Genomic DNA, 13,121 nt, shown 5'->3' on the forward strand with positions numbered 1-13,121 from the left:
TCACTCCTTGACCTGTACGACCTTCCAGGCCGTCGACATGCCGACCTCGATCACGCGCACCTGGTCGCGGTAGCGGGTCTCTCCGTCCTTCTCCCAGGTCTGGGTGTAGACCTCACCGTGACCGATGACCCGGTCCCCCCTACGCGCGGACTCCACGAACATCTCTGCTTCCTTCTTCTGGCTGCCGTTCTTCTGCCACAGCTCGCACAGGAGCGAGGTGGCCGGCCCGTCCTCCCAGCTGTCACCGCGCTTGACGCGCCGGTTGACCATGACGGTGAAGTTGGCGACGGCGTCGCCGTTGGGGGTGAAGTTGATCTGCGGGTCTGCCGCGAGGTTGCCGGCGAAGGTGATGGGCGTCTTGTCGAGCATGATGTTTCTCCTTAGGTTGCTTACACTTTAAGTGTTCACTTATTGAGGGTGGCAGACCTCAGCGGTCTGTGTCTGCTGCTTCAGCGGTTCGGGGTGCTCGGTGCTCCAGGTCGGCCAGGGCCTCCCCCACGGTGGCGGGGTTGGTGTGGTTGTAGATCCGGTTCACCAGGTCTCGCGCTGCTCCGAGCTGGCGGCGCGTGGTGGAGGTGTCGGCTTCGAGCTGACGCAAGGCTGCGGTGCCTCGTTTCACGTACTCGGCTCGCTGGTGGCTGCTGATGCCGGCCATGACTGACTCCTCACGCTCGTGCTGATGCTTGCGGTGCCCCGACCTTGTTTTTGCCGCCCCGGGCAAGAGAGATGTCGACCCGCGATGGGCCGCTGGAGCGCAGACCCCCGGAACCGGGGTCCGAGCGAAAGTCCTCGAGGAGATCAGCGACCGCAGGGAGCGCCGAGGGGAGTTTCGTGCTGGACGCCGGCACGTAGTGCGGGGGTTGCGTGGAGGTGGCCGCGGGTCAGAATCAATCGACCGGGGAGGAAGAAACACTTCTCCGCGAAGCGGGGTGATGAAAGCTTGCAGGTCCCCGTGAGGGGCCTGCGCGTTGCGCCGGCCTCTGTCGTCGGCGCTGGGTCCGCCGGCTGGCGGGCCTGATCTGGGGACTGGTCTGGGGTCGCTGCAGGGAGCCGATATGGGCGCGCGGGCGCCGGCGGGTGGGGTCCGGGGAGGTGCCCTCCCCGGCGCTTTAGGTCGTGCTCATGGTCGACGTCTCACCGCACTGGTCACAACGCTGGTCGCGCCACCACCACCAGCCGTGTCCGCAGGCCGGAACGCTGGTCACGGCCCACGGGGATGGGTCTCCGATTCTGTGGAGGTAGGGGCCCCACAGGGTGCAGCACTCGGCACAGACCTGGTCGGTGTCGTTGACGAGGTTGCGGCACGCGGGGGCCGCGCATGGCGGAAAGAGTGAGAGTTCGTCTCTCGCGTACTGCTCGGTGGTCACGGGGTCTCCTGGTTGCTGGAGCGGGTGAGGCGCGCGGATGTGTGCGCGCCTCACTTGGCTTCGGGTCAGACAGTCAGGGCCTGGTCGGCGAAGACCCGCAGAGTGCTGGAGTCGTAGACCACGTCGGCGCCTTCAGCGATGAGGTGGTGGCAGGCGAGGGAGACAGTCGAGGTGATCGGGCCGGGGACGGCCGCGACGGCACGGCCGTTGAGGCGGGCGGCTTCGACGACGTGCAGTGACCTGCTGCGCGTGGCTGCCTCAACGATCAGGGTCGCGGCGGTCTGTGCGCCGAGCCACGTGCTGCGCTGCTTGAAGCGTTCACGCGTGGCCACCGTTCCGGGCGGGCTGGTGCTGATGACCAGTCCCCCGGCATCGACGACGGCGCCGAACATCTGACGGTGAGCGGCAGGCCAGGCGTTGTCGAGGCCGGCGGGCAGATGCACGATGGTCGGCTTGCCTGCGAGCAGGCATGCCCGGATCGCTGCGGCCTCGATCCCGACACCTCCCCCGGTGGCGACCAGGTGCCCAGCGCTCGCGAGCTCGTAGGCGAAGTCCCGGGCGACCTCTGCGCCGCAACTGGTGCAGGCTCGTGCTCCGGTGACGGTGATCGCCGTGCTGATCTTGTCGACCAGGTCGACGTCGCCGAGGGTCCAGAAGGTACCCGCGGGGGCGAGCTCCAGGTCGCTGGTGACGTGTTCGGTCACGGTGCGCGCGGTGGCGTCCATGCTGCTCACGCCTCGAACCGGTCGTGAATAGCAACGGCACCGTAGAAGCGGTGTCCGAGAACCATCGCGAGTAGATCGCTGAAGCGACTGTCACCGGACGCGAAGTTTCCGCCAGCCATTGCCGCAGAGGCTGGGAACAGGCGGCCGGTGGGTGTGCCGTCGGAGCGAACCGGGACGAGGTGGGCCGTGCAGCCGGCGCCGAAGCTGTCGCGTCGGAGCCGGAGCGCGACAGCCGGGGAATCGCCGTCCGGGCTAAAGACCTGGGAAAGCTTGTCGAGCTCGACAACGTTCGTCACATCGAATTCACCGGAGCGGTTCCACCCGGTCCACCCGACGAGGGTCAGCGTCTGGGCGGTGGCAGATACTCCCCTGTTGGTGCAGTCACCGAGCGTGGCGCGGGCGACGTGCAGCTTCAGTCCGCGGTGCTGAGAGGTGGCGGCGTTAAGGGCGTAGTGATTGCTCATGGTGGCCTGCTTTCTGCGCCGGGGGTGAGGTGGTTGGCTCTGCGTTGCCGACCTTGTTTTTGCCTCTCCCGGGCGAGAAAGATCACGACCCGCGATGGGCCGCTGGAGGGCAACCCCGGTGTCCGGTCGACCAGCGGGGTTCGGTGAGGAAATAAGCGACCGTAGGGAGCGCCGAGGCGAAGTTCGCGCCTGCTCGGCCGGCGCGTAGCGCTGGGGTTGCGTGGAGGTGGCCGCGGGTCATGATTGTTCGACCGGGAGAGAAAAAACGGGTGCCCCGCGTCAGCGGGGCAGGTGAAGGGGGTCCGGCCCGTCAGGGTCGGGCGTTGGCCGGCCTCCGTCGCCGGCCCCTGAGGTCCGTGTGGACCTCAGTCCCGCTCTTGGTCTCGGAACGCGCGAACGGCCTTGTGCGCGCGGGCAGCTGCAGGAGCCAGGAGTTGGGCGCCGGGGTGCGTCCGGACCAGGTACTCCTCCTCGCTGGGCACGGCGATGCCGGCCGCGTGCTGGGCGGCGGTCAGGCGGAAGCGCCGGTAGCTGAGCACTGATGGGCAGGACTCGGCCAACGCCTTGGCGGCGTGCTCGGGCTTAGAGATGCCGGCGGGGCCGTCGAAGACGTCGCGGGCGTACTCGCTGGGCACCCAGCGGCCGCCGAGCGGGTCGGCGCCGGCGATCGCGTCGGCGTAGGCCTGTTGCCAGCGGTCGCGAATACGGGCGGCGGAGACGTCGTAAGGCACCTCGACGTCGACCACGTGTATTGCGTAGTCGGCGGCCGCCAGCTGGTCCCCTAGTGCAACAGCGTTGGTCTCGCTGGCCAGCACCCCGTCGATGATGAGGTTGTCACCATCAGCGATCACGTCTCGCTGGAGGTTTCGTGCCACGCGTGATGACTCCTCGTGCACGAGCGAGGCCAGTTCGAGGGGAAAGAAGCGGTGACCTTGCTCTTCGAGCTCGAGGATGCGCGGCGGCTTGATCCACGACTCGTAGGTGCCGTCGCTGAGCGCATGGCGCAGGATCTCGGTCTTGAAGTGGTCCGGATCGACATGCAGAAAGGCTTTCTGCTGGTCGGCGAGGATCTGCGCTTTGGCGTAGCTCTTGCCGGCCCCTGGCGGGCCGGCGAAGACGAAAGCCTGGCGGTTGCTTTCGACGGAGCGAGCAGCTGCTCGAGCTTCCTGAATCAGTCGGTTGTGGAGGCGCTTGCGGGTCGATCTGACGAAGAGTTGGCCGTCGCGGCTGCGGAACCAGTCCGGGTTCTTGATGGTGGCCGTTGGGGCGTCGACGGCCAGGCATTCACCTGGTTTGGAGAGCGCGCGCAGCAATTCGATGTGGGCGCCGAGTTCGTTCACGTGTCAGGAGGGGCTATCCGTGACGAGATCCAAGACTGCGTCGTAGATTGCGTCGTCAATGAGGCCTCGCAGATGAGCCAGCTCGACGTCGCCAAAAGATCCAATCGGATCAACCAGGATGGTGTCGTACCCGTCTGTGGTGTCCCTCGGGGGATAGTCCCACTCCCCCAGTTCCTTGATCAGCTGGTCACGGTCGATCTCGCCAGCGGCGTAACGCTCGCAGATCTCCAAGGGCGTGGCGCCGGAGAACCCTTCGGGAACCTGCGGGAGATCCGCGGCCTGCTTCAGTGTCTTGGAGATGGCCGGCTGGGAGACGCCGATCTCGCGGGCAAGCTCGTGCTGAGAAAGGAGTGAGGCGAGCGCGCGGACGTCGCGCTTGTAGTCCAGGTCAGCCAGCTGACCCTTCAGGCGCGCCTTTCGGGCGTGGGTGATGACCTCGGTGCGCTCGATGCTGTGCGTGGACATAACAACCTCCTACGTATAACCAAGGTTATCAGAGGCCCGGGTGACAGTCACACGATCGGAACCACTTGCCGACTGCCAGAGTCGCGGGGCGGGCCGGAACGGTCTGCCCCCGGAGCTGGCAGCCCCCCGCGCAGGGTGGCCCGAGCCGAGCGCGGGGGCTGCACTCGGGGCCATTGCGATCACTGCTGTTGGCTGGCGATCTTGTCGGCCTCAGCGTTGAGTCGGGCGGCCAGCCCGGCGAACGGACGTTGAACCTTGCTCGCGAACGAACGGACCTTCTCGGCGGTGGCCTGGTTGCGGGGTAGGTGCGCCTGGACCTTGTGCCATTGCGCGGTGTTGGTCCAGGTCGAGTCGGCTGCGGCCATCGGAGAGGGCACGCTGACGCTCTTCGCGTTGGAGCGCAGGACCGGGAACCAGATGCCGGTGACCTGCACGAAGTCGCCGGGCTTGACTGTCTCTCGGGAGTAGCGGTCTCCCCCGCGATCGCTCAGCTTCTGGCGGTCGTAGTCGATCTGGTCGACCAACTCCAGTCGGCGAGCATTGAGGCGATCCGCGTAGGCGGATTGAGCCGAATCGCTGAGGCTGGCTAGGCGTCGGTCGATGCGGCGTAGGTCTGCATCGTTGCGCTCGATCCTGTTGCCGATGGTGACCACCGACTCGGCGCCGCTGGCTACCCGGCGTGCCCGGTCGGCGCGCTCGGTTGCGTCCTGAGCGGCAGCGTTGGCGGCGACTTCGCGCCCTAGGTTGCTGTGCAACTTCTTCACCGCGCGCTCGTGGCGCGGCTGACTGTGATGCCCGACGAGGATCGGTTGCCCCATCGGGATCTGGTCGAGTATCTGACGGCTGGACCGCGCTGCGGCGGCGGCGGTGCCCTTCTCCCGCTCTGCGCGGGCGTCAAGGCGCTCTGCGCGCGCGGCCGCGCGATCGCGCTTGCCCTGGTCCTTCTCGGCCGCCGTGCGGGGCGCTTCTGTCGAGGTGGTCAGTTCTGCGTCGACCTCGCTCATCAGCTGACGGACCCGCATCAGGCGAGTGGGCTCGGTCCAGGTGCGCGGGAGGTACCACGCGTCGAGGTTGCGCGACCAGCGGAATCCGAGCCGCTTGAGTGCGGTTGTGGTCTCGCGGTCTCCACGCTGGGTGCCGGTGACGGTCGTCCCGGATTGGCCGTGCTCAACCTGGATCGTGCTCATGGTGGCCTGCTTTCTGCGCCGGGGGTGAGGTGGTTGGCTCTGCGTTGCCGACCTTGTTTTTGCCTCTCCCGGGCGAGAAAGATCACGACCCGCGATGGGCCGCTGGAGGGCAACCCCGGTGTCCGGTCGACCAGCGGGGTTCGGTGAGGAAATAAGCGACCGTAGGGAGCGCCGAGGCGAAGTTCGCGCCTGCTCGGCCGGCGCGTAGCGCTGGGGTTGCGTGGAGGTGGCCGCGGGTCATGATTGTTCGACCGGGAGAGAAAAAACGGGTGCCCCGCGTCAGCGGGGCAGGTGAAGGGGGTCCGGCCCGTCAGGGTCGGGCGTTGGCCGGCCTCCGTCGCCGGCCCCGAAGGGTGTGGGGCCAGCCGCGAGGCTGGCCCCACCCTGATCAGATCACCGTTGCGGGATGCCACGCGGACGGGTTGCGGGGCTCCTCCAGGACAGCCTTCACGTAGTCAGCGAGTCGGGTGTAGTTCTTCACCCGGTCCAGCGCGCACCAGGAGAGTGCGCCGTTCCCGGCCACCCACGAGGCGAGCGCGAGGAGTCCGGCCGCCTCGTCGGAGACATAGGCGCTCTGCAGGACGTAGGTCCAGAACTTCGTCATCTCGTCCGCTGTGGACTGGGAGATCTTGCTCTGCGCTGCGTTCATGGCCTGACGCTTACTGGTGAGCGTGAGAAGGAGGTCTGCCGTCTCGTTGTCGCTGGGCAGGGTCTCATCGCTCAGGTAGCGGTCGATCATCGCGATGACCTCCGCCACGGCAAGGACTCGCGCAAGTCCGTCCGTTTGGATCTCCTTCACGCGAGCGGCGCGGCCGACGGGCTTGAGTGTGGCATCGAGGTGCTTTCGCGTGGGCAGTGGCTCGACGTTCGCGTACTTGGCCGGGAAGACGCTGGGGTCTGTGGACTCGATCCGTCCGTTCGCCCAACCGGTCATGTCGTACCACTCGTCGCCGGTGACGCGCAGGGCGACACGAACGGGAGAGGTTGTGCCCAACGCCACCATGAGGGCTTGCACCACGACGTCGGCGGCATCCGCATCCTCGGTGTAGGCGATCACGAGGACCTCCCCCGGGTACTGACGAAAGGCCTTCCAGAGTTCCATGACTGCCTCCAAGACGTCGCGTCCTTCGTGAGGGAGGTCGATGCGTGCGCAGGGTCCGCCGCTGCCCAAGGTCAGAATGACCAGGCTCTCGGTCGGGTGGAAGCCGAGCATTCGCGAGACGAGAGCAACCGTCTCCGAAGGGTTGTGAAGCGCGATCGTGGTCATGGTGACCTGCTTTCTGCGCGGGGTGAGGTGGTTGGCTCTGCGTTGCCGACCTTGTTTTTGCCTCTCCCGGGCGAGAAAGATCACGACCCGCGATGGGCCGCTGGAGGGCAACCCCGGTGTCCGGTCGACCAGCGGGGTTCGGTGAGGAAATAAGCGACCGTAGGGAGCGCCGAGGCGAAGTTCGCGCCTGCTCGGCCGGCGCGTAGCGCTGGGGTTGCGTGGAGGTGGCCGCGGGTCATGATTGTTCGACCGGGAGAGAAAAAACGTCTCTGTATGTGTGGCGGCCGCCGGAGGCGGTCTCCTGTGGGGGGTGCGCAGCACCACCTGGTTGTCCCCCCATGCGAAAGACGGTGATCTCTCCATGAGTCGAAATTGGCGGGTAGGCTGGGGACTGCCTTAAGGCCGGGTTTCCGGGAGCTCGCGACGCTTGCGTCGTGAAATCCATCCCCGGAAGAAAGGAGGGGTCCGGATGAAGAATTGTCCAGAGGAGCCCGCTAGCCCGAGTAAGCGAAAAACGGCCCTGAAGATCTTCAGTGTTGGTGCACTGTTGTGGAAGATCTACAAGGCCGCAATCGTTTGCTGGAACATGCTGGCGGAGTAACGCCCCCGCCTGGTGGTCCGTCAGTGTGGAGCTGGCGGACCACCCTGTCCCTACTAGTAGGGACTGTGAAGACACACTAACGCGATGTCTTAGTTGCGACAACTGTCAGGCCCCGCTGCCAAGGGTGTACGCCGGGCTGCTGGGGTTCCGGCGAGGCGACATCCACGCTCGTGATCTCAGGGGCCGCGTCCACTGGTCTAGGACGCGGCCCCTGAGGGCGGTTGCAAGGTCCCCTAGACCTGGACCCGGTCGCCGCCGGCGACTCTCGACCCTTCCCCGCGATGCGGGATGGAGACGAGGCGTAACCACTTGAAGGGTGCGACGGGTACCTGGTGCGTGTCACATGTTGTTCCAGTTTTTTCTTGGCCTGGGCCAAGGTCGTTGCAGATCTTGTACTCCACGTGACGATTCTTAACACTTTAAGCGGCAGGCTTTCGCTACGGGCATTCACCTCGACCACCTCAGGAGCGAGGATCGAAGACACGTGGCCGGGAGACGGGAGTGGCTGCTGAGGGTTGAGGTGATCGCAGATTGCACCGCGTTCGACCCCGCGCCGTGGGAGTCAGAAGAGCTGTGGGCGATGCCGGATGGTGACTACGCGTGGTCACCGGCTGGCGTAGATCTTCGCGATGAGTGGACGTGCACCGTGGCTCCTACGGTGTTCCGCCACTCTCGGCCGACGTCGGCGCCGACCCTGGTGCTGATGGGCGGCCTGGCGGGAACCAGGAAGGCGGCCGCGCGAGTCGCAGTATGTGCGCAGCTAGATATGCCCCTGGCGGGCCGGTTTGCTGGCGAGGACTTCCGGTACTTGTACCCAGTGGTTTCGGTGACCGATCCGGTCCAATGGCTTTGCCGCAAACGAGGGCCGCAGAGGCTCTACTATCCGACTGTGAAGAGAACCCTCCTTGCCGGCCTCGCAGCCTGTGGCCTGCTGATCGCTGGCATCAGCCTTCCCGCGCCTGCCCAGGCCCTGACCTACGTCGGGGACTGGCGGATGACGGTCCACCAGGACTCCGGCGAGGAGTGCACCCAGACGCCCGAGGGTGAGCAGTGCGCGGTGACCTTCGACATCCGGACGAATCAGCCCGGTTGGGAGGGCTCCGACCAGTACGAGGTCTACATCCAGCTCGACGGCACCGATCTCTACGGCGACGCCGGGCAGAGCGAGTACGCGACCGTGGACCCCGACTTCGCGGGAGTCCGGGCGATGGCCTCGACCATGGCCCTTTCCCGCGGGGCGCACACCCTCGTTCTCGACTGGTACTACTACGGCGTCTGGACCTGCTCCCCTTCGCTCCCGACCGGATGCGCGTGGGTGGGTCGCGAACACGTCCGCAAGACCTACAAGTTCCGTTGGGCAGGCACCGACAAGGTCGTCCGCCCGTTCCAGCTGCCGGCATCGAAGGTGAGTGCCAGCGCGAAGCGGACCGGAACGAAGGTCCGCTTGAGCACCGTGGCGAAGGCACAGAAGCTGACCTCCGACTTCGTGCCCACCCGCACCTACTCCACGATCCGCGGCAGCAAGATCACCCTGCAGTCCTACTCGCCCAGCAAGCACCGTTGGGTGCAGCGAGCCCGGGTCCGGACCACCAGCAAGGGCGTGGCGTCCGTGCAGGTCAAGGCCCCGAAACGGACCAAGTGGCGCTGGGTCGTGCCGGCGACGCCGTCCTACCGCACCTCGACCTCTCCTGTGGTCAGGAAGTAGCCGCAGCTACTCCGGCGAGCCACTCCGAGCCGCTACTGCAGGGCCGCGGTCAACCGCATCACGTCGTCGACGAAGCGGCCGGTGCACACGATGTTCCAGTTCTATTGGACGGGATGGGGAACCTCAGCTCTCGGCTCCGTGCCTCGTGGCACGTAGGTGGGCCTTGAGACGCATGTGCCCGGTCTCCGCTCGCAGTTGCGGGACCGGGCACATGCCGGGGGTACGGCGGAGCCTGCGCAGTCCGGTCCGCCGAAGCTTGAATTCAGTCCAGGTACTCGTCGAGCGCCGCCACGATCAGCTCAGATCGGTTGGAGGCCTTGAGTTGGGTGACCATGAGGTCCAGCGCTTGGGCGTTCGAGGCCGTCAAGCCGAACTCAACTTGAACCTTGGGGGCAGCGACCCTCTTCTCGGTGCGGGTGAAGAGGGCTCCTTGGGTGACCGCGGGGCGCTGAGCGTCCGTGATGCGGCGCTCTACGGGGACGGGGTTGCCAGCTGCGGCTTCCAGTGCATCGAACAGGACCTCCAGCAGTGTCTTTCGCTGGTCATGGGCGGCCGTGCTGAGTCGCCTGTTGAGTTGGTCTGGTAGCCGCACCGGGATGCGGGCCTTGGTTGCTGTGGTGGCGTTGGGCCGGCGTGGTGCCTTGGCTGCCTTCTCGGTCTTCTGAGGCTTCGTGGCTTCAGGCGCGGGCAGGTCGGGGACTGCGGTCACCGGCGTTGATGCTGGGGTTCGCGGCTCGAGCTCGCCCAGGCGCCGGCGCGCTGGTGCTGAGTCGAGGATCTTGCCGATGCTGCCGAGACGGTCACTCATGCGCTCTGCTCCAGTTCTGCCACCTCAAGCTCGTTGATGCGCTGGAGGATCTGCTCGACGACGCGGACGTACTCGGTTGCCAGGTCGGGTGCACTTCCGGGCCGGGTGGGGCGTTCAGTGCCGTCTGCGATGGCCTTGCGGAGTTCCGCGAAGAAGTCGGTTCCTTCCACCTTGTCGGCCAGTTCGTGAGCCAGGAGGCCTTCCTCGCGCATCGTTTGAGCCGCAGCCGAGGAGTGTCGGATGACTGAGGTGAACAGCGGTGCGACCTCACCCAGCATGCCTTCGATGTCGCGGGCTGCACGGCGACGCACAGTCGTCGCGGCCGTAGGAACGCCGGCAAGGACGACGCCCAGGAGGTCGATGCGGTGGCCTTCTTGGCGGACCTCTGCTGCTCGCTGGGCGATTCGTGCGATCGCCCGGATGCTGCTCTTGTCTTCCTTCGTGGGCACCACGAGCCAGCGACTAGCGCGAAGCGCGAGTAGCTGCAGCATCTCGTCCACCGGCGGAGTGTCGATCACAACGAGGTCGTAGTCAGCAGCGAGCGGCGAGAGCGACTTCGCGAGCAGGTCATAGTTGCTGCTCATGCGCGACTGACGCGCAAGCATCATTCCGCCGATGTCGGCCAGATACTCCCCTCCGGGGACCACGTCTAGGTTAGGTCGGACGTCGCGAAGCACCGGCTGAAGCGGTGTTCCAGCGATGAGTGAGCTGGCGAGGTGCTGGCCGTCGTCGAGGCGGTCATCAGAGTGGTACCCGAGGTCGTCGGCGAGGTCGCCTTGTGGGTCGAAGTCGACCAGGAGAGTCCGGTAGCCGCCGGCGGCCATAAGGCCGGCACTGTTGGCCGCCAGGCTGGTCTTGAAGCTTCCACCTTTTCCGGTGGCTACGCAGATCACCCGCGCGAGGTTCTGATCGTTCATCGAAGAAGGTCCTTGTCTGTGAAGCCCATCCGAAGTCAGCAGATGTAGTGAGCCAGCGTGGTGATCATGCGATGCCAACGTATGACCTCACCGGAGGATTTGGACGCACGACACGCCCGGCAGGAACATTCATTTGGATTAACCACCCGTGCAATTCTGCTGGAATCACCGGATGGATACGTTAGGCGATACCCGCAGATGCCAGTACCAGAAGATGTGACGAGCAGTACCTCCCATATGTGGATGCCATACGGGGCACCCATACGGTTGCCACAGGTGGAACGATCAGCAGGTCGGCGCGGGCGATATGACCAGGCGGCAGGCCAGGCTGCGAGAGTCGCCAGGAGAGCACGCAAGGGGTTGCCCGATGTTAGCGGGAGGCGGGTCGCCGAGGTGATCGGGCTTGGGGTTCCCGGGGCTCGATGCCCTGGGAAGCTCTTCCCCCGAAGCGCTGCGGAGCGGGGTGGCCCCGGGGGAATCTCAGTTGAGTCTTCCCCCGGGGGAGGGGTCAGGCTGTCTTGGCGCTGGCTGCGTACTTCTCGACGTCGGAGAGGTTGTAGTCGCATGCGCTGGCCAGGAACCGCAGGTACCGGCCAACGGCGTTGGTGGTGCCGTTGCTGCGCCACGAGTCCTTGTTCATGTCGGCTTCGTAGGAGGCGAGCACCTGCACGAGCGCGATCACCGCGCACCGGTTCTCAGTGGCGCTCTTGGGGACCGTGGCGCCGACCAGGGTTTCGGCCAGGCTCTTGGCCGAGTAGTCATCCAGAATCCTCCGGTCGTGGTTCATCGCGTCCGCGATGAACCGGTGGGAACCCTTGGGCGGGGTCTTGATCTTCGCGAAGTTGGCCAGGAACTCGCGCCGCACGGCTTCCGATGCCGACCAAGCCTTGTTGTTGTCGATTACAAGTTTGCGCGCGGCCTTGGCCTTCTCGCGCTCTTCGTCGCTCAGGTCGGCAGCCTTGGGCTTGCTGGGGGAGTGGTTCCAGGAGTCGGTGTGTCCGTGGGTGGCCCAGTCCTTACAGCCGTAGGTGAAGCCCACCGGTACCTGGCACCTGCGCGCCGTCACGCGGACCTGGGTGCATGCGGCTTCGTACTTCGTGTAGGCCGCCTCGTAGGCGGTCTCGTCGCCGTCGAAGTCCTCGGGCTCCGGGGACTCGGGGTAGGTGACCTCGTTGCCGTCCTGGTCGATGTCACACCAGTCAGTCTGGATCCAGGCGACGTGACCTCCACAGGCTCGGTGATCCTCTTCGGTGACCTGCTTGCCGTTGGTGCGGATGCGGCGCAGAGACAGCACGGTCCGGTCGGGACCGTCCTCAAGGACGGTGAGGTCGGGGTCAGTGACCGAGGCGAGCAGGTCGGCGCGCTTGCGGGCGAGCATCCGCTCGTCACGCAACTCTTGGGCCTTGTGCTCGAACTGGCCGCGCTGTGCCGCGTTCACGAGCGCGATCACAGCCTCGGGGTCGTCCTCGAACTCGGACAGGACCACACCCTCATCCAGGGTCAGGTCGTACTCAGCGACGTGCTCGCGGGCCATGTCGGAGGCCGAGACGGTGAGGGCAGCCTGCACGGTGGCCTTGGGGATGCGGGACTTCTTGGTGATCTGGGCGGCACTGAGACCCAGGCCAGCGAGGGAGGCGACCACACCGGCCTCGTCAGCGCTGGTCAGGCCTTCACGGTGGGTGTTCTCGTCGCGCTGAGTGACCAGTCGCTCAATCTCGGAGGCGTCGTCGACGCTGCTCAGGCTGCGGACGTAGACCGGGACGCTGGTGGTCTTGGCCTCGACTGCTGCCAGGGTGCGACGGTGGCCGAAGCGCACGACCAGTCGGTTGTCGTCGGTGAGAACGGCGGTGATCGGCTCAAGAACGCCGACAGCCTTGATCGAGGCGACCAGGTCGGCGTCGGGCTTGGCGTCGCGGATGTTGCGCTCCATCACCAGCGTCTCCGGTGCCACGTGCACGGTGGTACCGACCTCGTAGGCGGTGGTGTTCTGCGTGGTGGTCATGGTGGCCTGCTTTCTGCGCCGGGGGTGAGGTGGTTGGCTCTGCGTTGCCGACCTTGTTTTTGCCTCTCCCGGGCGAGAAAGATCACGACCCGCGATGGGCCGCTGGAGGGCAACCCCGGTGTCCGGTCGACCAGCGGGGTTCGGTGAGGAAATAAGCGACCGTAGGGAGCGCCGAGGCGAAGTTCGCGCCTGCTCGGCCGGCGCGTAGCGCTGGGGTTGCGTGGAGGTGGCCGCGGGTCATGATTGTTCGACCGGGAGAGAAAAAACGTCTCT

General features: G+C 66.1%; 12 protein-coding genes. 1 reads left to right on the forward strand and 11 read right to left on the reverse strand.

From position 1 onward, the window contains the following. From ACLM5J_RS19795 to ACLM5J_RS19830, 8 genes are all read right to left on the reverse strand, one after another. Positions 1-369 carry a single-stranded DNA-binding protein gene (locus ACLM5J_RS19795; protein WP_413658396.1) on the reverse strand — a complete coding sequence of 123 codons (369 nt, stop codon included), beginning with the start codon at positions 367-369 and terminating at the stop codon, positions 1-3. Between the two features lie 58 nt (positions 370-427). Continuing rightward, positions 428-655: a hypothetical protein gene (locus ACLM5J_RS19800; RefSeq protein WP_413658397.1), complete on the reverse strand. Its 228-nt coding sequence runs from the start codon at positions 653-655 to the stop codon at positions 428-430. Between the two features lie 777 nt (positions 656-1,432). Next, positions 1,433-2,092, reverse strand: a complete 660-nt coding sequence (locus tag ACLM5J_RS19805; RefSeq protein WP_413658409.1) for a DNA-processing protein DprA — start codon at positions 2,090-2,092, stop codon at positions 1,433-1,435. A 5-nt stretch (positions 2,093-2,097) separates the two neighbouring features. Next, a complete protein-coding gene (locus ACLM5J_RS19810; protein ID WP_413658398.1) occupies positions 2,098-2,556 on the reverse strand; it encodes a hypothetical protein in 459 nt (152 codons plus the stop codon). 365 nt (positions 2,557-2,921) lie between these two features. Further along, entirely contained in the window at positions 2,922-3,896 is a 975-nt protein-coding gene (locus tag ACLM5J_RS19815) for a zeta toxin family protein (RefSeq protein ID WP_413658399.1), read from the reverse strand. A 3-nt stretch (positions 3,897-3,899) separates the two neighbouring features. Beyond that, positions 3,900-4,361, reverse strand: coding sequence for a hypothetical protein (locus ACLM5J_RS19820; RefSeq protein ID WP_413658400.1), 462 nt, complete (start codon positions 4,359-4,361; stop codon positions 3,900-3,902). A gap of 179 nt (positions 4,362-4,540) precedes the next feature. Then, positions 4,541-5,548: a DUF3560 domain-containing protein gene (locus ACLM5J_RS19825; RefSeq protein WP_413658401.1), complete on the reverse strand. Its 1,008-nt coding sequence runs from the start codon at positions 5,546-5,548 to the stop codon at positions 4,541-4,543. A gap of 388 nt (positions 5,549-5,936) precedes the next feature. After that, complete coding sequence (locus ACLM5J_RS19830; protein WP_413658402.1) at positions 5,937-7,178, reverse strand: DUF4192 domain-containing protein; 1,242 nt, start codon at positions 7,176-7,178, stop codon at positions 5,937-5,939. A gap of 1,127 nt (positions 7,179-8,305) precedes the next feature. On the opposite strand from ACLM5J_RS19830, the gene ACLM5J_RS19835 reads away from it, so the two are divergent. Further along, on the forward strand, positions 8,306-9,121 hold the full coding sequence (locus ACLM5J_RS19835; RefSeq protein WP_413658403.1) for a hypothetical protein: 816 nt from the start codon (positions 8,306-8,308) through the stop codon (positions 9,119-9,121). A gap of 262 nt (positions 9,122-9,383) precedes the next feature. Here the strand turns inward: ACLM5J_RS19835 and ACLM5J_RS19840 are convergent, their stop codons facing one another. The 3 genes from ACLM5J_RS19840 to ACLM5J_RS19850 form a co-directional block, all read right to left on the reverse strand. Beyond that, a complete protein-coding gene (locus tag ACLM5J_RS19840) occupies positions 9,384-9,929 on the reverse strand; it encodes a hypothetical protein (RefSeq protein WP_413658404.1) in 546 nt (181 codons plus the stop codon). Beyond that, positions 9,926-10,846 carry a ParA family protein gene (locus ACLM5J_RS19845; RefSeq protein WP_413658405.1) on the reverse strand — a complete coding sequence of 307 codons (921 nt, stop codon included), beginning with the start codon at positions 10,844-10,846 and terminating at the stop codon, positions 9,926-9,928. The genes ACLM5J_RS19840 and ACLM5J_RS19845 overlap by 4 nt, the downstream gene beginning before the upstream one ends. A 508-nt stretch (positions 10,847-11,354) precedes the next feature. Further along, positions 11,355-12,848: a ParB/RepB/Spo0J family partition protein gene (locus ACLM5J_RS19850; RefSeq protein ID WP_413658406.1), complete on the reverse strand. Its 1,494-nt coding sequence runs from the start codon at positions 12,846-12,848 to the stop codon at positions 11,355-11,357. Between the last annotated feature and the right edge of the window lie 273 nt (positions 12,849-13,121).

Origin of the sequence: Nocardioides sp. Bht2, assembly GCF_047308515.1 — a bacterium.
GTDB lineage: Bacteria > Actinomycetota > Actinomycetes > Propionibacteriales > Nocardioidaceae > Nocardioides.

Excerpts from the sequence above, each read along its gene's own strand:
- ACLM5J_RS19795 (WP_413658396.1), bottom strand. The coding sequence starts at position 369 with ATGCTCGACAAGACGCCCATCACCTTCGCCGGCAACCTCGCGGCAGAC.
- ACLM5J_RS19800 (WP_413658397.1), bottom strand. The coding sequence starts at position 655 with ATGGCCGGCATCAGCAGCCACCAGCGAGCCGAGTACGTGAAACGAGGC.
- ACLM5J_RS19805 (WP_413658409.1), bottom strand. The coding sequence starts at position 2,092 with ATGGACGCCACCGCGCGCACCGTGACCGAACACGTCACCAGCGACCTG.
- ACLM5J_RS19810 (WP_413658398.1), bottom strand. The coding sequence starts at position 2,556 with ATGAGCAATCACTACGCCCTTAACGCCGCCACCTCTCAGCACCGCGGA.
- ACLM5J_RS19820 (WP_413658400.1), bottom strand. The coding sequence starts at position 4,361 with ATGTCCACGCACAGCATCGAGCGCACCGAGGTCATCACCCACGCCCGA.
- ACLM5J_RS19825 (WP_413658401.1), bottom strand. The coding sequence starts at position 5,548 with ATGAGCACGATCCAGGTTGAGCACGGCCAATCCGGGACGACCGTCACC.
- ACLM5J_RS19830 (WP_413658402.1), bottom strand. The coding sequence starts at position 7,178 with ATGGAGAGATCACCGTCTTTCGCATGGGGGGACAACCAGGTGGTGCTG.
- ACLM5J_RS19840 (WP_413658404.1), bottom strand. The coding sequence starts at position 9,929 with ATGAGTGACCGTCTCGGCAGCATCGGCAAGATCCTCGACTCAGCACCA.
- ACLM5J_RS19845 (WP_413658405.1), bottom strand. The coding sequence starts at position 10,846 with ATGAACGATCAGAACCTCGCGCGGGTGATCTGCGTAGCCACCGGAAAA.
- ACLM5J_RS19850 (WP_413658406.1), bottom strand. The coding sequence starts at position 12,848 with ATGACCACCACGCAGAACACCACCGCCTACGAGGTCGGTACCACCGTG.